Annotated in this window: 19 protein-coding genes; 5 read left to right on the plus strand and 14 right to left on the minus strand. The window is 59.9% G+C overall.

Annotated features, from left to right (window positions below; genetic code table 11):
* Positions 1-106: 106 nt before the first annotated feature.
* Positions 107-1,195 (plus strand): DMT family transporter, encoded by a 1,089-nt coding sequence (locus AC0Z42_RS25030; RefSeq protein WP_070289012.1) that lies wholly within the window; start codon positions 107-109, stop codon positions 1,193-1,195.
* Here AC0Z42_RS25030 and AC0Z42_RS25035 read toward each other — a convergent pair.
* Complete coding sequence (locus AC0Z42_RS25035) at positions 1,186-1,749, minus strand: hypothetical protein (protein ID WP_485470795.1); 564 nt, start codon at positions 1,747-1,749, stop codon at positions 1,186-1,188. The genes AC0Z42_RS25030 and AC0Z42_RS25035 overlap by 10 nt on opposite strands.
* A gap of 174 nt (positions 1,750-1,923) precedes the next feature.
* Positions 1,924-2,874, minus strand: a complete 951-nt coding sequence (locus tag AC0Z42_RS25040; protein WP_070289365.1) for a site-specific integrase — start codon at positions 2,872-2,874, stop codon at positions 1,924-1,926.
* Positions 2,875-3,126: 252 nt separating this feature from the next.
* Between AC0Z42_RS25040 and AC0Z42_RS25045 the strand changes: the two genes are divergently transcribed.
* Entirely contained in the window at positions 3,127-4,143 is a 1,017-nt protein-coding gene (locus AC0Z42_RS25045; protein WP_485470796.1) for a DNA-binding protein, read from the plus strand.
* 123 nt (positions 4,144-4,266) lie between these two features.
* Positions 4,267-4,839 (plus strand): hypothetical protein, encoded by a 573-nt coding sequence (locus tag AC0Z42_RS25050; protein ID WP_485470797.1) that lies wholly within the window; start codon positions 4,267-4,269, stop codon positions 4,837-4,839.
* An 8-nt stretch (positions 4,840-4,847) separates the two neighbouring features.
* Here AC0Z42_RS25050 and AC0Z42_RS25055 read toward each other — a convergent pair whose 3' ends face one another.
* Both AC0Z42_RS25055 and AC0Z42_RS25060 read right to left on the minus strand, forming a co-directional pair.
* Positions 4,848-7,808 (minus strand): Tn3 family transposase, encoded by a 2,961-nt coding sequence (locus AC0Z42_RS25055; protein ID WP_290419606.1) that lies wholly within the window; start codon positions 7,806-7,808, stop codon positions 4,848-4,850.
* A 107-nt stretch (positions 7,809-7,915) separates the two neighbouring features.
* Entirely contained in the window at positions 7,916-8,884 is a 969-nt protein-coding gene (locus AC0Z42_RS25060) for a DNA-binding protein (RefSeq protein ID WP_485470798.1), read from the minus strand.
* 186 nt (positions 8,885-9,070) lie between these two features.
* Between AC0Z42_RS25060 and AC0Z42_RS25065 the strand changes: the two genes are divergently transcribed.
* Positions 9,071-10,087: a tyrosine-type recombinase/integrase gene (locus AC0Z42_RS25065; protein WP_083684450.1), complete on the plus strand. Its 1,017-nt coding sequence runs from the start codon at positions 9,071-9,073 to the stop codon at positions 10,085-10,087.
* 146 nt (positions 10,088-10,233) lie between these two features.
* Here the strand turns inward: AC0Z42_RS25065 and sorB are convergent, their stop codons facing one another.
* From sorB to AC0Z42_RS25105, 8 genes are all read right to left on the minus strand, one after another.
* Positions 10,234-10,872: a SorB family sulfite dehydrogenase c-type cytochrome subunit gene (sorB, locus tag AC0Z42_RS25070; RefSeq protein WP_228892616.1), complete on the minus strand. Its 639-nt coding sequence runs from the start codon at positions 10,870-10,872 to the stop codon at positions 10,234-10,236.
* An 11-nt stretch (positions 10,873-10,883) separates the two neighbouring features.
* The gene (gene sorA, locus AC0Z42_RS25075) at positions 10,884-12,083 is read right to left on the minus strand and encodes a SorA family sulfite dehydrogenase catalytic subunit (RefSeq protein WP_485470804.1); all 1,200 of its coding nucleotides are present in this window, start codon (positions 12,081-12,083) and stop codon (positions 10,884-10,886) included.
* Positions 12,084-12,202: 119 nt separating this feature from the next.
* On the minus strand, positions 12,203-13,597 hold the full coding sequence (locus tag AC0Z42_RS25080; RefSeq protein ID WP_485470799.1) for a YncE family protein: 1,395 nt from the start codon (positions 13,595-13,597) through the stop codon (positions 12,203-12,205).
* A gap of 3 nt (positions 13,598-13,600) precedes the next feature.
* Entirely contained in the window at positions 13,601-14,044 is a 444-nt protein-coding gene (locus tag AC0Z42_RS25085) for a DUF305 domain-containing protein (protein ID WP_051306793.1), read from the minus strand.
* Between the two features lie 5 nt (positions 14,045-14,049).
* Positions 14,050-14,847 carry an anti-sigma factor family protein gene (locus AC0Z42_RS25090; protein WP_075791080.1) on the minus strand — a complete coding sequence of 266 codons (798 nt, stop codon included), beginning with the start codon at positions 14,845-14,847 and terminating at the stop codon, positions 14,050-14,052.
* A complete protein-coding gene (locus AC0Z42_RS25095) occupies positions 14,844-15,350 on the minus strand; it encodes an RNA polymerase sigma factor (RefSeq protein ID WP_075791081.1) in 507 nt (168 codons plus the stop codon). The genes AC0Z42_RS25090 and AC0Z42_RS25095 overlap by 4 nt, the downstream gene beginning before the upstream one ends.
* A gap of 28 nt (positions 15,351-15,378) precedes the next feature.
* A complete protein-coding gene (locus tag AC0Z42_RS25100) occupies positions 15,379-15,807 on the minus strand; it encodes a nuclear transport factor 2 family protein (protein WP_091874566.1) in 429 nt (142 codons plus the stop codon).
* Positions 15,808-15,888: 81 nt separating this feature from the next.
* The gene (locus tag AC0Z42_RS25105; RefSeq protein ID WP_036216428.1) at positions 15,889-16,812 is read right to left on the minus strand and encodes a LysR family transcriptional regulator; all 924 of its coding nucleotides are present in this window, start codon (positions 16,810-16,812) and stop codon (positions 15,889-15,891) included.
* 106 nt (positions 16,813-16,918) lie between these two features.
* Here AC0Z42_RS25105 and AC0Z42_RS25110 point away from each other — a divergent pair, with 106 nt between their 5' ends.
* A complete protein-coding gene (locus AC0Z42_RS25110) occupies positions 16,919-17,935 on the plus strand; it encodes a YeiH family protein (RefSeq protein WP_075791083.1) in 1,017 nt (338 codons plus the stop codon).
* 411 nt (positions 17,936-18,346) lie between these two features.
* Here AC0Z42_RS25110 and AC0Z42_RS25115 read toward each other — a convergent pair whose 3' ends face one another.
* Both AC0Z42_RS25115 and AC0Z42_RS25120 read right to left on the minus strand, forming a co-directional pair.
* Entirely contained in the window at positions 18,347-21,316 is a 2,970-nt protein-coding gene (locus AC0Z42_RS25115; protein ID WP_485470800.1) for a Tn3 family transposase, read from the minus strand.
* Between the two features lie 2 nt (positions 21,317-21,318).
* On the minus strand, positions 21,319-21,876 hold the full coding sequence (locus AC0Z42_RS25120; protein WP_202634664.1) for a recombinase family protein: 558 nt from the start codon (positions 21,874-21,876) through the stop codon (positions 21,319-21,321).
* Between the last annotated feature and the right edge of the window lie 200 nt (positions 21,877-22,076).

Genomic DNA, 22,076 nt, shown 5'->3' on the forward strand with positions numbered 1-22,076 from the left:
CCACCATGCGGCCCTTCAACGGGCCACGTGCGAGGGCTGCGCTGCCAGCGTGCGCGAGATCGTGCATACTGGCAGCCAAAGCAAAAACACTCTACGAAAGCATGGTATGACTTCCTCATCGTCTTCATCTTGGCCAGGTACGCATCAGGGTGTCGCATACGCCTTGCTGGCGGCGGCCCTTTTTGGCGCCAGTACGCCTTTTGCCAAAATGCTGGTTGGGCAGGTTGCTCCCGTCACTCTGGCCGGTATGCTGTACTTGGGCAGCGGACTGGGCTTGCTGGCCTGCTTCGTGATGCGCGCGGTGCTCACCCTCAACAGTAACGACAAACCCGCCACGCTCACGGCTACGGATCTGCCATGGCTCGCGGGGGCGATTGCCTTCGGCGGCATTGCCGGACCGGTGCTGCTGATGTTCGGCCTGACGCTGACGCCCGCGTCCTCGGCATCGTTACTGCTCAATATCGAAGGCGTACTCACGGCCATGCTGGCCTGGTTTGTCTTCAAGGAAAATTTTGATCGGCGCATTTTCATCGGCATGCTGCTGATCGTCGCCGCCGGCATCCTGCTGTCGTGGGAGCAGGTGCCAAAGCTTGGCGTGCCTTGGGGCGCGATCGCCATTGTCGGCGCCTGCCTGTGCTGGGGCATCGACAACAACCTGACGCGCAAGGTGTCGGCCAGCGATGCCTTGCAAATTGCCGCCTTGAAGGGCTTGGTGGCCGGTTCCGTCAACCTGGCCATCGCGCTGGCCCTGGGTTACACCTTGCCCAGCGTAAGCATCTCCTTGGGCGCCGGACTGGTGGGTTTTTGTGGTTACGGCTTGAGCCTGGTGATGTTCGTGCTGGCCTTGCGCCATCTGGGAACGGCCCGCACGGGCGCCTATTTTTCGGCGGCGCCGTTCGTTGGCGCGGTGATCTCGCTGTTCATGCTGGGCGATATACCCGGACTGCTGTTCTGGCTAGCCGCAGCGCTGATGGCTGCCGGCATATGGCTGCATTTGACGGAAAAGCATGTGCACGATCACGAGCATGAGCCGCTGTACCATACGCATACGCACAGCCACGACGCCCATCACCAGCATACGCACGATGACGGCTGGGACGGCAAGGAACCGCATGTGCACGCCCATCAGCATCTGCCGCTGCGCCATGCGCATCTCCATTACCCCGACATTCATCATCGGCACGATCATTCCTGACTCTGGTCAAGGAGAAGGTTGCATGGGCTGAAATCGCGGATTCGCACAATCTCGCCAAGCTTACGGGTGTCGAGGGTGAATTCGTACTCTCCCAAATAGATGGAATGCTTGGAAGGACCAGCGATGATTGACGAGGCTGGGGCTATCGTCTGAAGGATCACGCCGCCTTTGCCGACGGCGTTCAAGCCGCCAGCGAACGTGCTGGCCGTCTCCTCCCTGCCGGTCCATGCGGTTCCGACCATACCATTTTCAAGCCGATCAATGTTCTCACCTCGATATAGTTCCACTGAAGGACCGTTGTAGCGCGGGAGCCAAACCCATAACATATCCATTAGCAAAGCATCGTCATCTATAAGCTGCCGAATGTAGTGATGAGATACATGCCATTGTGTGTGGAAGTTATCGGCAATGGTGCGATCCTTCGGCGGGCAAATGATCAGTCTTTTGAACAGGGAGCGCCATTCAGTCCGGTGCAGCGCAACATCGGGGCTCTTCAAAATCGGCCCATACTCTTTTCCTTCCAGAATATGGTTCAAAAGCGGTGAGTGACTCATCGTGATTCCGAAAATTTATACAGTCCATTGTATCGGATAGGCGTCTCCCTGCGAGACGCTGCAGTCGCAACGCGTCTCGTTTTTACATGTTTTGACCCAGTAGCAACGATCAAACCCGAGCAGTTGACTATCAGATGCTCAGTGGATAGGTCCGGCAATTAACTAATGGGCTAGTCACTTGCCCCCAGTAGGACGCAGGGCATGCTCAATACGGCGCTGGTTAAAGGAATCTTCCCGATCGATGTAGCGCATGGCGGACTGTGCATTTTTCCAGCCCACATGCTCCATCAGCGTTCTCAGATCCCACCCATTCGCGGTTGCCCAACTGGCAAAGCCGCGGCGCAGCGAGTGGGCACTGTACAACTCAGGCGCATCCACGCCAGCTTCCTGCAGGATATTACGCAGAAGCGGCACCAAGCTATCGATGTTTAGGCCGTTAGCGCTAATGTTGGCCCAGCGATCAATGGCACGAAACACCGGCCCAGCCGTCAATCTCGCTGCAGCGATCCATTCCTCATAAGCGGTGACAGGGCATAGGCGCGATAGCAACGGCACCTTGAAGTTGCCGCCTTTGAGCTGGCGATCACCCTTGGTGCGCGGCAAAAAGCAAGTCATCCCTTCACCTGGCGTGATGTGAATATGCTCGATCTGCACGCGCGTCAGCTCATCGCCGCGAAACCCGCGCCAGAAACCCAGCAAGAACAATGCTTTATTGCGGCGGTACCGCAGCTCGGCGGCCAGTTCTCCCTGGGATTGCGCGGCGTCGGCGTTGGCCGTCAACCAGTGATCGACCAACATGAGTTGATCGATCTGAAAGGGTTTTGCTCGCTTTTCCTGGGCGGGGTGCAGCGTCTGGATACCGCGCAAGACTTGGCGTACTACCGGTGCCTTGGTTGGGTCTGGAAAGCCCTGGTCGAGATGCCACTGGGCTAATGCGGCCAATCGCTGACGCAGGGTGTTGACAGCGTGTTTGCCGGCACGGTCGGCCAGGTAGCGTGCCACGCTATCCGGCGTCGCCGGCAAAAGACCACCCCATTCCACTTCAAAATCGCGGAGCGCGCTTTGATAGCTTTTTCGCGTGTTCTCGCGCGTAGCAGCCTGCAGAAAGAGGTCGATATCAGACATGGCATGACAAGGCTGAAAAGCGGGCGGGTAAGGCCGGCTGGATAGATCGTGGCGAGCGGCGTCACCAATTATGTCCGGCTCTATCGGCAAATGTACAGCAAACGCGGCCAAAATGGCACGAAAAGACGTCTGACACAGGATAACCTTATATTATCCTGCTTTAATTTCAAGGAAAATTTGAGCTTGAATTTCTCGAAAAATGGTATGTAATTACATGGTATGTAATCCATCATCTTATTTCGTGGAGACGCCATGGCCCGCGCCGGACTGTATCAATCGGATATCAAAAAAGCGCGCGATGCGTTGCTGGCGCAAGGGCGCTACCCCTCGGTCGACGCAGTCCGCGTTGCATTAGGCAACACTGGGTCCAAGACCACCATCCATAAATATCTGAAAGAACTGGAGACGGAAGAAGGCTCTGGTGACGGGCGCAAGGCGCCGATCAGCGATGCCTTGCATGATATTGTGGTTCGGCTGGCCGCGCGACTGCATGAAGAAGCCGACGAACGGACCTCGGCTATCGAGTCTCGGAACGCCGAGCAGGAGCGAGACCATGCCGCGGCCGTGAACAACTATATGAAAGAACTGGCGGCACTACAACAGCAATTGCGCCAGGCCAGGGAGGACGGCGTCGAGGAAATACGGACGCATACCCAAACTCGCTCCAGTCTGCAAAATGAGACCATCTTGCGCCACACAGCGCAGCAGCAGGTGGCCGATTTGCAAGAGCGCCTGGCCGAAAATGAGGCGCACCGGCGGTCGCTAGAGGAAAAGCATGCCCATGCGCGCGACTCCCTGGAGCATTATCGTCAGTCAGTCAAGGAACAGCGCGATCAGGATCAGCGGCGCCATGAACAGCAGACACAGCAACTGCAAGCCGAGTTACGGCAACAGCAACAAGCGGTGGTGCTCAAACAGGAAGAGGCGACTCGATTGAACCAGGAAGGCGCTAAATTGGTTGCCGAGCTGTCACATGCCAAACAGGCGCTTTACGAGCAACAAGCGCTCGGCCGTCGGCAAGATCAAAAGATCGATCAGCTTCATGCGGAGCAGCTGCATGCCGGAGACCTGGAACGACAACTTGCCGCCAAAGTGACTGGGAATGAGGTATTGCTGGGGCAGGTAGCAGAATTGGAAAAGGAGTTGGGGGGACTGAAAACCCGATTCCATGAACTCGAATTGTCCTTGGCCCAAGCTAACGCTAGAGCAGAAGCGAGCCAAGGCATCAGTGAGGGGCGAATAGGGAAAACGGAAAAAATCGGGCGCTAAGGCGATTTGGCCGAGCATATCGCCCGCAAACCATTCCGCGCAGTCGACTTGCAAACGCCCTGACCCTATACTGTATAGTCGACATTTATGACCGGGGGCGGTCTTTGCTTGGAAAAATAAAAGATGTCGAACGCGCAGCTGATGGCAGTAGTCGAGGTAGACAAAGGAGATCGGATAATTTGTCAGCGCGACGGCTGTCGCCACAGCGTGTACAAACGCATCCACATCGTGCGGGAGAATGGGCGGTTCACCGTCCTCGGCTCCGAGTGCTTCAAGCTCCTATACGGCTCCTATGACACCGGGGCGGTGCCCGTTTATGGATCAAGCGCTGGCCAGCTTCTTACCGACGCCGAGCGTCAGCTACTAGCCGAAAACATTGAACGCTTCATTGCCATGCTGGAGGTACAGCGGCTTCAACTGGAGCATGCCCGAGCACTGGATTTACGCGCTAGACAAGAAGAACAGCGAGAGCGCGAGGAAGCTGCACGAATTATCAGAGGCGCCTCGGATGCGCTGCGTGACGAAGAACGCAATGCTCAGTCGCCTGCCCTGGAAAACTGCCGCCGGCAATACCCAGGGCTCAATCTGGCCACACCAGGCTGGCAGGGCTTGGTTTATTTAGAGAAGCTAAGAATCTTGCGTGAGGGGCGGGGGAATCGATTCACGCAGCCGCGAACTGAATCTTCCCTTTTCTAGAATATTTCCTACTCTTGGGGCTTGCGCAGCTCCCTGAACCCGCCTTCGGCTATACGCTGCTGGCGCCACACATAGTCCCCGGTCAGGTTGATGTGCTCCCAGCCCAGCGGTGACAAAAATTGCAGCATACCGTCGTCTGGCAACTTGCCTTTCTCACGTAAGGCCTGCGTCGCCCGCTCCAGGTAGACCGTGTTCCACAGTACGATTGCGGCCGTCACCAAATTCAGGCCGCTGGCGCGGTACCGCTGCTGCTCAAACGACCTGTCGCGGATCTCGCCCAGCCGGTGGATGAATACCGCCCTGGCCAGCGCATTGCGCGCTTCGCCTTTGTTCAAACCGGCGTGTACGCGTCGGCGCAGCTCGACGTTCTGGAGCCAGTCCAGGATAAACAGCGTGCGCTCGATCCGCCCCAGCTCGCGCAGCGCGATCGCCAGGCCGTTCTGGCGCGGGTAGCTGCCTAACTTGCGCAGCATGAGCGACGCTGTGACGGTGCCGTGCTTGATCGAGGCGGCCAAGCGCAGCACGTCGTCCCAGTGTGCGCGCAGGTGCTTGACGTTCAGGCTGCCGCCGATCATCGAGCGCAAGGCGGGGTGATCGCCCACTTTGGCCGGCACGTACAGCTTGGTGTCTCCCAGATCGCGGATGCGCGGCGCGAAGCGGAAACCCAGCAGGTGCATTAGCGCGAACACGTGGTCGGTGAAGCCGGCGGTGTCGGTATAGTGCTCCTCAATGCGAAGGTCCGATTCGTGGTACAGCAGGCCGTCGAGCACATAGGTCGAGTCGCGCACGCCGACGTTGACCACTCTGGTGCTGAACGGCGCGTACTGATCGGAAATATGGGTGTAGAACAGCTTGCCGGGCTCGGCGCCGTACTTGGGGTTGATGTGGCCCGTGCTCTCGGCCCGGCCGCCCGCGCGGAAGCGCTGGCCGTCCGACGACGACGTTGTGCCGTCGCCCCAGTGCGCAGCGAAGGCGTGCTTGAACTGGGCGTTGACCAGTTCAGCCAGGCCGGCCGAATAGGTTTCGTCCCGGATGTGCCAGGCCTGCAACCAGGACAGTTTCGCGTAAGTGGCGCCGGGACTCGATTCCGCCATCTTGGTCAGGCCGAGGTTGATGGCGTCGGCCAGGATCGCGGACATGAGGAACGTCCGGTCCTTGGCCTGCTCCCCGCTCTTAAGATGGACAAAGTGGCGCGTGAAACCGGTCCAGTCGTCCACGTCCATCAGCAGTTCGGTGATCTTGATCCGGGGAAGCATGCCGCTGGCGAAGTCAATCAGCGCCTGGGCCTCGTCCGGCACCACGGCGTCCTGTGGGATGATCCTCAGTCCTGTCTCAGTAATGATCGCATTGGGCAGTTCGTTCGTCAGCGCGAGCCGGTTGGCGGTGGCCAGTTGCTGTTCGAGCAAGAGCAAGCGGTCGTGCAGGTACTGGTCGCAGTCCTGGTTGACCGCGATCGGCAGCTCGCGCGCTGATTTCATCGCCCCGAACTTTTCCGTGGGTAGCAGGTATTCCTCGAAGTCCCGGAACTGGCGCGAACCCTGCACCCAGATGTCGCCCGACCGCAACGAATTCTTCAGCTCCGACAAGACGCAAATCTCGTAGAAGCGGCGGTCAAGACCGTCGTCGGTGATGACCAGGGGCTTCCACCGCGCCTTCACGAACGCGATCGGCGCATCGTCCGGCACCTTGCGCGCCCCGGTCATGTTCATCTCGCGCAGGACGTCGATCGCGTCCAGCACCGCTTGCGCCGCCGGCGCAGCTTTAAGCCGAAGCACATCGAGGAACTCAGGCGTATAGCGCCGCAGGGTGCTGTACTGCTCTCCCACCAGGTGCAGGTGGTCGAACGTCTCGGGCTGGGCCAGTTCTGCCGCCTCGGTCACGCTTTGCGTGAAGTCTGTCCACGGCAGCACGGCCTCGATCGCGGCATACGGGTCCATGCCGGATTCCTTGGCCTCGACCAGCGCGCGCCCGATTCGGCTGTACAGGCGCACCTTGTCGTTGATGGCCTTGCCCTGCTTCTGGAAGTCCTGCTGATGCTTGTTCTTGGCCGCGCTGAACAGCTTGATCATGATGCGGTCGTGCAGGTCGACCAGTTCGTCCGTCACGGTGGCCATGCCTTCGATGGCCAGCGCCGCCAGTGTCGCATAGCGCCGCTCATCCTCGAACTTCGCCAGGTCGCGCGGCGTCATCTGCGCACCCTCGCGCGCCATCTTCAGCAGGCGATTCTGGTGGATCTGGCGGCCAAGCCCCTCCGGCAGTGCCAGAGACTGAAACACCTTGAGCCTTTCGATGTGTTCGCGCATGTAGCGGGAATTGGGCTTGAGCGGAGACTGGCGCAGCCACACAAGCCAGGTGATGCTCATGTCAGGCGCCACGTTGAGCAGGTTGTCAAGCGAGCGCTTGTGGTGCCGCTCCAGCGGATCGATCAGCGCGCGGTAAATGCGCCGGTTGGCCCGCGTCACGGCCTCGGCGCAGGCCCGCTCGATGACAGTGAGCGCCGGCAGGATGATGCGCTTCTGGCGCAGCGTTTCAAGGGAATGCGCGGCGAGGACCATCGCCTTGTCGGTCTGCATAGCGAGGTCGGCCAGGCTGTCCACCAGCTTGCGGAAGTCCGGCAGGCCGAAGACTGACAGTCCCAGGTAGGCGCGCAGCTCGTGCAGGTGTTCGTTGCGCGTCTTCTCCCGCTCGCCGTATTCCGGCCAGGCGCCGGCGTCGCTGCGCACCTGCTTGGCGATCCAGTGCAACACCGAATCCGGCAGCGCGGTGTCGCTGGCAAGCGCGTAGCCGGGATAGCGCAACAGGCACATCTGGACCGCAAACCCAAGGCGATTCGCTGCCCCGCGCCGCTGCCGGATCAACGCCAGGTCGGCATCCGTGAAGCTGTATTGCTGAATCAAATCATCCTGACTTTGTGGCAATACCAATAAGCTGTCGCGTTCGGTATCGGACAGCAGTGAGCGGCGTGGCATTCGGTCCGATCCTTCGCTGAAAGGTTTGTGTGGTGCGCCGGTAGAAGGATCGCCCTGACAATGGTTCGCATCATTCGAACCCATTAAATTTAAAAAGGTAAAGCGCTTTACGTTTTTGTCTTCCGTGTTTTCGGACTGGCTGCGGCGGGTTTCTTTTTCAAATCCGCGTTCTCGCCCTCCAGCTCGCTAACGCGAGCCTCCAGCCGCTCATTCGCCTGGTGGGCATGCTCCAGGCGTTCCACCACCATTTCCAGTTCAAACTGCCTGCTGCTAGCTAACTCGCGCGTCGCCGTCAGTCCTTCCGTGGCCTCGTACAGCTTGCGGGCTTGCTCCCTGGCCGCGTCTCGCTGCTCGTGCAATGTGTGTTCCAGCTGGGCCTTCTCGCTCCGCAGCACGGCCAGCGCCTCGCGGCCGTCCTGGAAGTTGGCGCGCAGCGTGGCCGCCTCCTGTTCGGCGCGGGCAATCCGCGTTTCGTAGGCGTGCTTGTCATCCTGCCGCTGGGCCGCGCTCGCCTCCTGGAAGTGCTCGAACTGGCGCCGCGCCTGCGCCAGCTGGTCCGCCAGCTCCCGGACCTCGGCCGTGCGGTCGGCCAGGCGCTGGGCCTGCCCCGTCTTTTCTGATTCCAGGGCGGCGATCGCCACCGCATCTTGATGCCGGGCAGCCTGCTCGCGCGCGAACGCCGCCATTACGCTGTGCAGTTCGGCTTTCAGGGCTTCGCGCTCTATGCCAAGCTGGCGCACCTCTTCGCGCAGCGCCTCCGCCGCTTTTGCGACTTTATGTGCCGCCAGCTGGTGCTCAATGCGCAGCTGCTCGACCTGAACCTGCGCGCCTACCTGCACCCGGTCGTAGACGCCCTTGATCGCCTCCAGCAGATCGGCCGGCACGCCCGCGCCCGCCGCCGCGACCTCGCCTTCGTGCTGCGCCTTCCATTGTTTAAGCATTGGCGCGATCGTGCTCTTGCTGCCGGTGCCGCCCAAGGCCTCGCGCACGGTGTCGACGGTGGCGTTCTTGCCGGCGGCGGTCAGCTGGGCGGCCGCCTTGGCGACGTGGGAGTACAGGATACCGGCTCTGGCCATGATCGCTCCTTGGATAAGATAACGTGCGGTGTAATACGTAATGGTACGTTATATTACGATATAAAATCGATCCGAAATGAGTGAATAATTAGGCTCGATAATGTAGATTATCGACACCGATGCCGATCCGCAGCGTGCTATCCTGCCGTAACCCCCGTTACAAGCCCGACCGCGAGCAACACAGCCATGGCCACCCCCGAACCCGCCGACAACGGCGCCGAAAATAACGATGCACACCCAGCGTCGGCGCTGCACTCTGCCGTTACAGCTGTGGACGCCGTGCTCGCAGCCCAGCACCGCGCCGTCCTGGCCGCCGCCACGGCCGACAACACGCGCCGGGCGTACCGGTCCGCCGTAAACCACTACCTGGCGTGGGGCGGCGTGTTGCCGGCCGACGAAGCGGCGATCATCCGATACCTGCTCACCTACGCGCCGACCCTCAATCCCCGCACCTTGGCGTTGCGCCTGACGGCACTGTCGCAGTGGCACGTCCACCTGGGCTTCCCCAATCCGGCTTCGACACCGACCGTGCGCAAGACACTGACGGGGATCGCACGCACGCACGGCCGCCCGAAGAAGAGGGCCAAGGCCCTTCCAATCGAGGACCTGGAACGTATCGTGGTGCAGCTGGTCAGCGCCGGCACGTTGAAGGCGACGCGCGACAACGCACTTTTGCAGATCGGTTTTTTCGGCGGATTGCGGCGCAGCGAGCTGGTCGCCATCGAGGTCGGACATATTGGCTGGACACCCGAGGGCATCGAGATCATGCTGCCGCGCTCGAAGACTGACCAACTGGGCGAAGGGATCATCAAGGCGATCCCGTACAGCGACGGCCCTTGCTGCCCGGCGGCGGCGTTGCGCGCCTGGCTCGACGCCGCCGACATCATGGCCGGACCGGTGTTTCGGTCTATCAGCAAGTGGGGGACGGTGGCCAGCGCCGCTCTGGGCGTGGGCAGCGTGAATACGATCCTGGAGGATTGCGCGACACTGGTCAAACTCGACTACGTGCTAGACCTGTCTAGTCACAGTCTGCGGCGTGGCATGGCCACCAGCGCGCACCGCGCCGGAGCCGACTTCCGCGACATCAAGAAGCAAGGAGGCTGGCGCCACGACGGCACGGTCCATGGCTACATTGAGGAGGCCAGCCGGTTCGAGGATAACGCGGCCGGCAGTCTGTTGCGTAAGCGGGTCAAACCGGCCTGATTTGTCTCAGCGCCCGCTTGCCCGTTGTTGAAAAGCAGCACCGGCCGGCCCCCGGCTGTGCCGGGGCGAGCGACGGCATGGCGCGAAGCACGTCCCCGGCGGGCATGCTCAGTAAAGGCGTCTACAGGAAGGGGATGGCATCAAATTCATTGCGCCAGGACATAATGCGCCAAGGCCATCGCTTCGCCCTCGCTCAGTTGGGAGAAAGCTGGCATCGGTACAGGCCCCCATTTGCCAGCGCCGCCCGCTCGAATATTCCTCGCCACCAGTGATACCGCGTCTGCCTTGCCCTTGTACTTTGCCACCACTTCCTTGAATGCCGGCCCGACGACCTTTTTGTCGATCGAATGACATCCCATGCAAGCATTTGCGGCAAGCAACGCTTTCGTATCGATTGCTGCGGTGGCGCCGGCCTTCGGTGCAACTGCAGCTGGCTTTATCGCCGCGTTCGCAATCGGCACTGCGTTACTGCGTTCGGCACCGTAGGTCTTGACCAGGTAATCGACCATGTCCGGGATATCCGCGTCTGAGAATTGCGCACCGAACGGTTTCTTCATCTTTCTCACGGTGGCATCCCAGTAGCCGCGCGGCGATGTCGTGGGCTGCGACTGGATGTAATGGACCGAGTGACATGTCATGCAGTTGCGCTGGGCCAGCGCATATCCCGGCAACTCGCTGGGTTTGAAGACAGCAGTTTCAGGCGGAAGCTGAATGTCGAGGGCGAAAGCTGGGGCCGCAGCCATCAGACTGATGGTGAACAGAGAGCAAATCAGTGGATGTTTCAATGTGGTTCCCCTTATACCGCGACGACGCGCGTCGATTCGACCACATTGCGCATGTAGCCGGCAGGGTTCCACAGGGCGCTCGCGGGTTGGCCTTGACCGATCCGGTTGCCCGCCCGAACCAGCAGTTCGTGGTTTCCTTTTTGTTTCGGCGTGAACGCCGCGCTCCACTCTCGAAAAGAATAGCGCCCCAGGTCCTTGCCCAGTTGTGCGGCTTGCCAGTTCTTGCCACCGTCGGATGAAAACGCCACCTCATTCACGCCGTAGCCGCCGTCGAACGCAATCCCGCGCACCACCGTCTGGTGCCCGACCTTGACGTGCATGCCGTCGGTCAGGCTGGTCACGAACGAGCGCACGTTGAGGCGATTGATCGGGACGGTCTTGGTCGGCGCCTTTCCCGGCTCGGTACAGGCGCACTGATTGTCGGGGATGCGATAGGCCGTGCTCATCCAAAATCCGTCGAATACCTTGTCGGTCACGGTAATGTCGGACAGATGCTTGACCCAATAGGTGCCGTAGTAGCCGGGCACCACCAGGCGCAGTGGGTAGCCATTCAACATCGGCAGATCGGCACCGTTCATTTGCCAGGCCAACATGACTTCGCCGTCGAGCGCATGGTCGATATTGAGCGCCTTCATGAAATCGGGCCCGTCGCCAACGGGCGGCGTGTCAAGGCCGTTGAACGAGACCTGTACCGACCCGGCCTTGACGCCGGCCTTTTCCAGCACCTTGCGTAGCGGCACGCCAGTCCAGCGTGCGTTGCCCATGGCACCATTCGATAGCTGGCCGCCGTTGGCGCGCGGCGACAGGTGGCCGCGGCTGTTACCGGAACACTGGTTCACGGCAACCAGTTCGGTGGCGTCAGCCATTTGCTTGAGGTCGGCGAGCGAGAGCTCCAGCGGCGTATTAACATTGCCGCCGACTTTGAGACGGTATGTTTGCGCATCGATCGCGGTGGGAATGCCGCTCCAGTGATATCGGACGAAAAACGCATCGTTCGGCGTAATCACCGATTCGTTGAACACACTGAACGGAGTTTCCAGCTGCGGCGGACGGGCGGTCAGCAGGATCAGCGGCCGCTTTTGAGGATACACGACCAGTTCGCGCTCGCCGTTTTCAAACGGCAGCGTGACGTGGCCTGCCTCCGCCGCGAGCGCGCTCAATACCGGACTGCCGAACACGCCGGCGGCACCGAGCGTGCCGGCCTGCCTCATAAAGGAACGGCGCCGCAACGCCTCCGCCGTCAATATCAACGAGTTCTTCGCCATACTGGTCTCCGTTATTATTGTGAAATCGGTTAGCTCGATACTGCCACAGTATTGTCGTGATTTGCTTACTGCACGCTACTCAATACGGCTTTTTGTGGATCGACGGCCACGTCCCCTTCCATCACCAGGATGCGACTCGCCGTCGCGGCCTTGTCGTTGAGGCTGTTGCTCACGGCGCGCATCGGTCCGATCGCAGTGCCGTTCGCCATCCCCATCGGATTCGTCTTGAAACTGGCCACCGGCGCGGCCTGGCCGGTGACGTACACGCTGTACGCGGTCTGCGGCTTGAGTTTGAACAGCGACACTTCCAGCGCGTCCACCACGCCCAGGTTACGGGCCACAACGAATCCCTTGGCCTCGCCGGCAGCGGGTTTAAGCGCAATGTTGATTGGCTCGCTGTTGGCGCGCGGGACCAGGTTGGTCATGCCGTCGCCGTGCGGCACGGCGTTCGAAACGTACACCAGTGCCTGCGGCGCCTGGCCGACCGGTGCGCGCGCAATCACCTTGTTGGTGGCGCTGTCGATGACATCGACCGCGTCGCCGTTTTCAAGTCCCACATACAGACGTGTGCCGTCGTCGGAGGTCCAGATGCCGTGGGGCAACGCGCCGGTAGGGATCGTCGCAACCAGCGTCGGCGTGGCGTCGGTGGTGTACACCTTGACGACATTCTCACCGCCGATCGTTACGTAAGCACGGGTGCCAGCCGCAGTCTTCGCGAACGCCAAGTGGTTGGTAATGAAGCTGGTATCGATGACGCCCTTTACTTCCAGGCTGGCAGTATCGATGCGCGTCACTTTGCCGGCATCCTTGTGCGTCATCCACATTTCCTTGAAATCAGGGGTGAACTGAAGGAACGGCGAGAACGGGCTGACGACCTTAATGTGCTTGATGACCTTGTGCGACTTCATGTCGATCACGTCGACCACGGGATTGAAGCTGGAGACGACGAACGCCAGCTTGCCGTTCGGCAGGAACTGCACCATGCCGGGGCCGGCGGTCGTCTCGATCCGCTTTTTCTCCTTGAAGGTGACCGGGTCGATCACCGAGATGTAGTCTTCGCCGCGCACCACCGCCCAGACTTCGCGGCCGTCGGCAGTGAAAAACCCTTCATGGGGCGAGCGACCGATATAGGTGATTCCTTTGACCTTGTTGGTCGCCGTGTCGATGAATGCCACCGAGTTAGAGCCGTTTGAAATGGCAATCAGGGTCTTGTGGTCGGGCGAAAAGCCCAGGCCGTGCACATTGATCTCGCCCTTGTATAGCGGCGACAACACGTCCGGACGCTGGTTGCCCAGTTTGATCTGGCCGAGCAGCAAATTGGTCGCCGGGTTGATCACTGAAACGGTATTGGTATTCTGGTCAGCGGTGTAGACGCGGTCTTGCGCGCCAGGAGCGGCAAACGCGGAGGCGGTGAGCAGGCTGCTGACGGTCAACGAGAAAACGCAGTGACGGAGTTGCATGATTTATTCTTTCTTGGTGATCGAAGTGGGAGCAACTTTTGCCTGAGCCGATTGGTAGCGCTGCAACCAGGCCTGCATAATGTTGATTTCGTTTTGCTGTTCCGTGATGATGCCTTGGGCGACGTTGCGCAATTCAGGATCCTTGGTGGTGAGCAGGAGCGCTTTCGCCATGTCGATGGCGCCCTGGTGGTGCGGAATCATCATCGTCACGAAATCATGTTCCGCAACGCCATTCATTGGCGCGCGCTTCATGCCGTCATCCATGACGGCCATGGCATCGTCCGTCAGCGCGGCAAACGGCTTGGCCGTGCTGGCGATAAATACGGGGGGCTTTGCCGCTGGCGACTGGCCATGATGGTGGGCCATGGCCTGTCCGAGAGCACTAGCGCCAATCAGGGCGGCAACGGCGAACGTGGCCAAGCGTCGAAGGTACAAGGGACGGTTCATTAAGGTCATGACGGTTTCTCCAGTTGGTCGTACACGGCGGTGGCAACGCGCGCCAGTTCGGCCTTGTTAATTCCAGCCGACAGCGCATAGCCGAATTTGCCGTCGATCCAATAAAACACATTCACCGGTCCCTCCTGGGCGAAGCGAAAACCTGTGTCCTTGTTGTGCGCCTGGTCGGTCGACACGTACAAGGTGAGGCGCTGCCCGGTCGCGTCGTGGTACATGAACTGCGCCACCGCGCCTTGGGCGCCAGGGAGCAGGCGACCACCGATCAGCTCGTAGCCGAGTTTGCCCAGCCGGGGTGGCCGAATTGCCGTGCCGAGGCGTTTGGACAGCCATGCCACTAGCTGCTCTTCCTGGTCAGCCCCGATTTCCACCGGCCGCTTGACATCCGGGCTATAGACAACGTGGGCGATTGCGGCCTGATGGGCCAAGCCGGCAACGTACAGCGCCGGCCTGGCCTGCATGGAATCACCTTGGGCGTACTGAATCTCGCCTGCCTGCTGGCCATGCAGCAGCCACCCTGTCGTGCCGCTGAACAGGGCGATGGCAAGACCGGCTACCAGCCGCTGCCATTGCCACTGGCGCGGTCGCGCTGCGCTTAAGCGCTCCGGCACCGCTTCGTCGAGCACGGGATTGAAAAGCGCGCGCAGTTCATCGTTTTGCGCTGTATAGGCGCGCAGCCGCTCCGCCTCTTCCGGGCGCTGCGCCAGATAGGCGTCGACCTCGAGTCGGCGCGCGGCAGGCAGCTTGCCGTCGACGAAGGCGTGCAAGTCGGCTTCCGTGATGGGTAGGGTATTCATTTGACCACCTTCAAGGGTGCGATGTACGCTCTCCCTTCCATATTCGCGCGCATTTTTTCACGCGCGCGCGACAGGCGCGACATGACCGTACCGATGGGAATCTTGAGCGTTTGCGCGACGTCGTCGTAACTCATTTCTTCCAAGGCCACCAGCAGCAGGATTTCACGCTGTTCCTCTGGCAGCGCACGCAAGGCCGTTTCCATGTCGCGCAGTTCGAGTCCGCTTGAAGGACTGCCAGGTGCTAGTGCCATCGATGTCTCCTCGTTGAGCGCTTCCGTCGGCACTGAAGGCCGCCGCGCCTGGTCGATACGCAGGTTGTGCATGATGCTGAACAACCATGCGCGCATATCGCTACCACCCTCCCATGACGCCAGTCTCCCCCATCCGCGCTCGACCGTGTCCTGCACCAGGTCGTCGGCGCCGGCCCGATCGCCGACCAATGCCCGCGCATAGCGGCGCAGACGGGGAATGCAGGCCAGCAGCTGGTCGCGCGAATTGGGCATGGATGTCACTGGAGTATCGGTCGATTAATCAATAAGCTGCTGCGGTCAGTTTCGGATCGATCTGCCAGGTTTCGTTGACCAGCTTGCCATCGCGGTAGGTCAGCACATAGCGCACATTGACCTGTGCCTTGCCTTCGAACTGCACCTTGGCGACGATCGTCGCACCCTTTGGGTTCGCCGATTCCTCCAGAGCAAGCACAGTCACGCGCGCCGGCCCGACAGCCTTGCCGAACTTTTCCCAGGTGGCGCGAATGGCATCGGAACCGGCGTACATGCCGTCAAGCGGCCCGCCGACCCATGTCAGCTGGGCGTTGTCGGCATAGCCACGCATGATGACGGACGTGTCACCGGCGCCAATGGCGCTAAAGTGAATCTGCGCGGCATCGCTCATCGGGCTGGCGACAGCGCTGCCGATCGAAGCGATAGCGAGGATGACGGCGAAGGTCGCTTGTTTCATGAAATTCTCCCTGGTTGGGTCAGTCGGACGGAAAAAACCGGTGTTATCGAGGTGAACGGATCTGCGGATGATTTATTCCATCTATTTCAAATTAATTTTCGCAGGCGTTTCGTCGCGCGCTATTTGGGAGAGGCGGATCATCGCTTCCAGCGCCAGAGATGCCTTTGTCTTGTACCGTTCGGGATGGCGCAACATGTAGAACGCGCGCTCCGGCAAGTCGATGTTTGCTTTCGCCAGCAAACCTGCCCGCAGATGCGAGGCTACTACCAGTTCCGACATGGCGGTGGCGAACTTGCCGGCCATCACAGCGGAGCGGACCGCTTCGTTGGACGGCAATGTGAGTGCGATATCGAGTGCATCGAAGTCGACATGCATCGCCTGAAGTGCGCACTCGAGCGCCGAGCGCGTGCCGGACCCCTTTTCGCGCAAGATCCACTGTGCCTCAAGAAGATCCGCGTGCAGCAGCCTCCTCCCTGAAGCCCATGGATGGTGCGCTGCGACTACAGCGACGATCTGGTCGGATGCGATGGCATCGACCGATAGTGTCGGCTCGTCGATGGCGCCCTCGACAAAGCCAAGGTCGGCGCCCCCCTGAAGCACTGCTTGGGCGACATTATGGGTGTTATCGATGGTCACGCTCAGTGCGATCGCCGGATGCGCTTGGCGAAATTGCACGAGGTACTCGGGTAGCCAATAGCTGGCGATAGTCTGACTCGCATGAATGGTCAGCGTGCCACGTTTCATTCCACCCAGCTCGGCCAATGTCAGTTCGGCGGCGCGCGCGCTGGCGATCGTGCGGCGTGCTTCTATCAGGAAAATACGGCCCGCTTCGCTGATCTCGATGCCGCGGCCGACGCGATTGAATAGGGCAGTACCATAGCGTTCTTCCAGCACCTTGATCGAAGCACTTACCGCTGAAGGGGTGAGCGCCAACACTGCGGCGGCCTGGGTCAAATGCTGTCGCTCGGCGACTTCAACAAAAATCCGCAATTGTTCTAGTGTCATCTGATTGTTCAATTCTATTGAACGATATATTCGATATTGTAAGATGGACATAACAATCTGTCGACTTGATAATCGTTCTATTGAATTCGAGAATCAGGAGCGGCAAATGGTCAAGCAACCACTAAAACTCGTTCGCAACGCGCTGCCAGGCTTGGCACTTTGCGCTGTGGTTACTGCGATAGCTTACGCAATGGAAAACATCGAAAGCGCTTTATTTGGCCACGCATGGCTCGAAAGCCTGGTGCTGGCCATTCTTCTAGGCACCGCCGTGCGGACGGTGCATCGGCTCGATACTCGCTTCGAAGACGGCATCCAAGTCGGTGCGAAATTATTGCTGGAAATCGCGGTCGTGCTGCTGGGCGCTTCGGTCAGCGCCGGTGCGCTGCTCGAAAACGGCATCGGTCTGATGAGCGGCATCGCGGCAGTGGTCGCCATCGCGATTGCGCTCAGCTTTGCCCTTGGCCGTGCTTTTGGTCTGCCGCGCAAGATGGCCATCTTGATTGCCTGCGGCAATTCGATTTGCGGTAACTCTGCCATTGCCGCGGTGGCCCCGGTTATCGATGCGGATGGAAAGGACGTCGCTGCGGCGATCGCCTTCACTGCCGTGCTTGGCGTTGTCGTGGTGCTGGTGCTGCCGCTAATGGTGTCACTGTTGTCGTTTTCACCAACGCAGTTCGGTGTCTTTGCCGGGCTGACCGTCTACGCGGTGCCCCAGGTGCTGGCCGCGACCTCATCGATATCGCTTAGCAGCGTCCACATCGGCACCCTGGTGAAACTGGTGCGGGTGCTGATGCTGGGCCCAGTCGTGCTGGTACTGTCGCTGATTGGTCGGCGCGAAGGTGGTCGTCGTCCTGCGCTGTCGCATATGGTCCCGTGGTTCATCGTCGGCTTTTTGCTACTGCTGACCTTGCGCTCGTTCGGCGCCATTCCAGAGGCGGCAATTGCGCCGATGCACGTGACGGCGAATTTCCTCACCATTATGTCGATGGCCGCACTCGGACTCGGCGTCGATGCGCGCTCAGTCATGCGGGCCGGTTGCCGGGTCGCCGCAGTTGTCGTGTTGTCGCTGCTGGCGTTGGCAGTCATCAGTTTTTTCCTGATAAAAATGCTCGGCATCGTTTGAAGCACTGCCCGATTAGCGGCTACCGTTAGAAATCGAGGATCTGTATTTTTTTAATACGAGAAACTTGGTGGTATTGCAGAAAGTTACAGTCTGATACGCTTGGCAAGCAGTCGCGCAATGCGCTTGCCAGAGCGGTCTTGATTCATCGCTTAGAGACGGTTTGAAAACTCGGAAGCAACTATGATGTCCAAATGGTCCTCTTCGATAGGAGTACGCCATGTGGACAGCAGAGCAACGAACACGGCATAAGGTCCGGGTTCCCAAGGAGCGCAAGGGTTATCCTACTGATGTGAGTGATCAGGAATGGAAACTCATCGAGCCATTACTGCCGGGCGCTGCTCGTACTGGTCGCCCCCGCAGGACGGAACTTCGCCAGGTGGGGTCGTCTCAGAAAACGGAAAATAAAGCACGTTAAGCCGGTGGCAGCGGTCGCAACGACCTGAACTTACCCGCACCAACCTTGGCGCTGCTGCGCCAGAGGTAATCGCCGGTCAGGTTGATGTGCTCCCACCCCAGCGGCGACAGGTACTGCAACAGCGCGTCATCGACTGTCTGGCTGTGGCTACGCAAAGCACTGGTGGCGCGCTCCAGATAGATCGTGTTCCACAACACGATGGCCGCTGTTACTAGGTTGAGGCCGCTAGCACGGTAGCGTTGCTGCTCGAAGCTGCGGTCACGGATTTCACCCAATCGGTAGAAGAACACAGCTCTGGCCAGCGCGTTGCGCGCCTCGCCCTTATTCAGCCCGGCATTAACGCGCCGGCGCAGCTCCACGCTTTGCAGCCAATCCAGAATAAACAGCGTGCGCTCGATACGCCCCAGCTCGCGCAACGCCACGGCCAAGCCGTTCTGGCGCGGGTAGCTGCCGAGCTTGCGCAGCATCAGCGAGGCCGTCACCGTGCCCTGCTTGATCGAAGTGGCCAGCCGTAGGATTTCATCCCAATGAGCGCGAATAGCCTTGATGTTCAGCCTGTCGCTGCTAATCATCGGCTTGAGCGCATCATAGGCGGCATCGCCCTTGGGGATGAACAGCTTGGTATCGCCCAAGTCACGGATACGCGGTGCAAACCGGAATCCCAGCAAGTGCATCAGGCCGAAGACATGATCGGTAAAGCCTGCCGTGTCTGTGTAGTGCTCCTCGATGCGCAAGTCCGACTCGTGGTACAGCAGGCCATCGAGCACATAGGTGGAATCGCGCACGCCGACGTTGACCACCTTGGCGCTGAAAGGTGCGTACTGGTCGGAGATATGGGTGTAGAAAGTCCGTCCTGGGCTGCTTCCATATTTCGGGTTGATGTGCCCCGTGCTCTCGGCCTTGCTGCCGGTTCTGAAGTTCTGTCCGTCCGACGATGACGTGGTGCCATCACCCCAGTTCGCGGCGAAGGGTTGCCGGAACTGCGCATTGACCAGCTCGGCCAGGGCCGTTGAGTACGTTTCATCCCGGATGTGCCACGCTTGCAGCCACGACAGCTTCGCGTAGGTCGTGCCAGGGCAGGACTCGGCCATCTTGGTGAGCCCAAGATTGATGCCATCGGCCAGGATCGTCGTCAGCAGCAACGTCTTTTCCTTGGCGGTGTCACCGGTTTTCAGATGTGTGAAGTGCCGGGTGAAACCCGTCCACTCATCAACTTCCATCAAGAGTTCGGTGATCTTGACGTGCGGCAGCAGCATCGCCGACTGGTCGATCAGGGCTTGCGCGGTCTCCGGCACCGCCGCATCCAGCGGCGTGATCTTCAGGCCGGACTCGGTAATGATGGCATCCGGCAGATCATTGGCCGCCGCCATGCGGTTAACGGTGGCGAGCTGCTGTTCCAGCAATGCCAGCCGGTCGTGCAAATACTGATCGCAATCAGTGGCCACGGCAAGCGGCAATGCGCTGGCCAGCTTCAAGGAGGTAAATTTATCGACCGGCACCAGGTACTCGTCGAAGTCCTTGAACTGACGTGATCCCTGCACCCAGACATCACCCGAGCGCAGCGCGTTCTTCAGCTCCGACAGCGCGCACAGCTCGTAGTAGCGCCGGTCAATGCCTTCGTCCGTGAGCACCAGTTTGGTCCATCGTGGCTTGATGAATGCGGTCGGCGCGTTGGCGGGCACCTTGCGGGCGTTGTCGGTGTTCATGTCGCGCAGCACCTCGATGGCATCGAGCACGCCCTTGGCGGCTGGAGCCGCCCGTAGCTTGAGTACATCCAGGAACTGCGGCGCGTACCGGCGCAACGTGGCATAGCTTTCACCGATGCGATGCAGAAAGTCGAAGCCCTCCGGTTGTGCGAGCTTTTGCGCCTCCGTGACGCTGGCGGCAAAGGTGTCCCACGGCATAACGGCCTCGATGGCGACGAACGGATCGCTACCGCTCTGTTTGGCTTCCAGCAAGGCTTGGCCGATTCGGCCATACATCCGCACCTTGTCATTGATCGCCTTACCGGAAGCCTGAAACTGCTGCTGATGTTTGTTCTTGGCCGCATTGAATAGCTTGCCGATGATGCGGTCGTGCAGGTCAATGATTTCGTCGGTGACGGTGGCCATGCCTTCAATGGCCAGCGCTACCAGAGTGGCATAGCGTCGTTGCACCTCGAATTTGGCCAAGTCGGCGGGTGTCATCTGTCCACCCTCACGGGCGATTTTGAGCAGACGGTTCTGGTGAACTTGACGCTCGATGCCTGCGGGCAAGTCAAGCGACTGCCAAGCTTTGAGGCGCTCGATGTGTTCGAGCATGTGCCGAGAATTCGGCTTGACGGGCGACTGGCGCAGCCATGCCAGCCACGTCACTTTGCTGCCGTCCTTGCGCTTGAGAAGTTCGTCCAGTCGCTGACGGTGGGGCTGCAACAAAGAATCGGCCAGCGCCGCGTAAATACGCCGGTTGGCACGGGTGATGGCCTCGGCGCTTGCGCGCTCGATGGCATTCATGGCGGGCAGGATGATGCTCTGCCGCCGCAGGTTTTCGACAAGGGTGCTGGCCAGCACAATGCCTTTGTCGGTCTGCAAGGCCAGCTCTGTCAATGTATGCACGGCTTGCCGATAGTGGCTCATGGTGAAGGGCTTGAACCCAAACACCGCTTGCAGTTCGACTAGGTGCTCGCGCCGTGTCTGCTCACGCTGACCGTACTCATCCCAACTTTCCACCGGAACCTTGAGCTGTGCCGCCACCATGCGCAACAAAGGCGGAAACGGCAGTTCATCGACACCCAGGATGACGCCAGGGAATCGCAGGTAGCAAAGCTGGATGGCAAAGCCCAACCGGTTCGCTGGCCCGCGACGCTGGCGAATAACCGACAGATCGGTTTCGTTGAACGTGTACTGCCGGATCAATTCGTCTTTGGCATCTGGCAGTGCCAGCAGGCTTTCTCGCTCGGTGGCGGACAGGATTGAGCGGCGCGGCATGGTCAGTCTTCCCGCAGGTACTGGTACAAGGTTTCGCGGCTGATGCCGAAGTCACGGGCCACCAAGGTTTTTTGATCCCCTGCCGCGACTCGCCGTTTTAACTCGGCAATTTGTTCGCTGTTCAACGATTTCTTCCGCCCCCGGTAGGCCCCGCGCTGCTTAGCAAGCACGATTCCTTCGCGCTGACGTTCGCGGATCAGGGCGCGCTCGAATTCAGCAAAGGCCCCCATGACCGACAGCATCAGATTGGCCATCGGCGAGTCCTCACCGGTGAACGTCAACCCTTCTTTGACAAACTCCATGCGCACGCCCCGTTGCGTCAGCCCTTGAACGATGCGGCGCAGGTCATCAAGGTTGCGTGCCAGCCTGTCCATGCTGTGCACCACCACGGTGTCGCCCTCGCGGACGAAGGCCAGCAGCCTTTCAAGTTCGGGGCGCTTGGTGTCCTTGCCAGAAGCCTTGTCGGTGAACACCCGCGCCACCTGAACACCCTCCAATTGCCGTTCCGGGTTCTGGTCGAAGCTGCTGACGCGGACATAGCCGATGCGTTGACCTTGCAAAATTCCTCCAAAGGTAAAAGTGTCAGGATGAAATCTATTACCTTTGGCTGAATGTGTCAATAAATATGAATTAAGACTCTATTCTGACGTTGTTTGCGTACAGCATCTGACATCAGGTTAGGGTATAGCCTAATCTGACTTATTCGATATCAATCCGTAATTTCGGATGGAGTACGTCCGATTTCACAATTTCGCATATC

It is taken from the genome of Janthinobacterium sp. 1L-D-8-B-C4 (genome assembly GCF_057291295.1).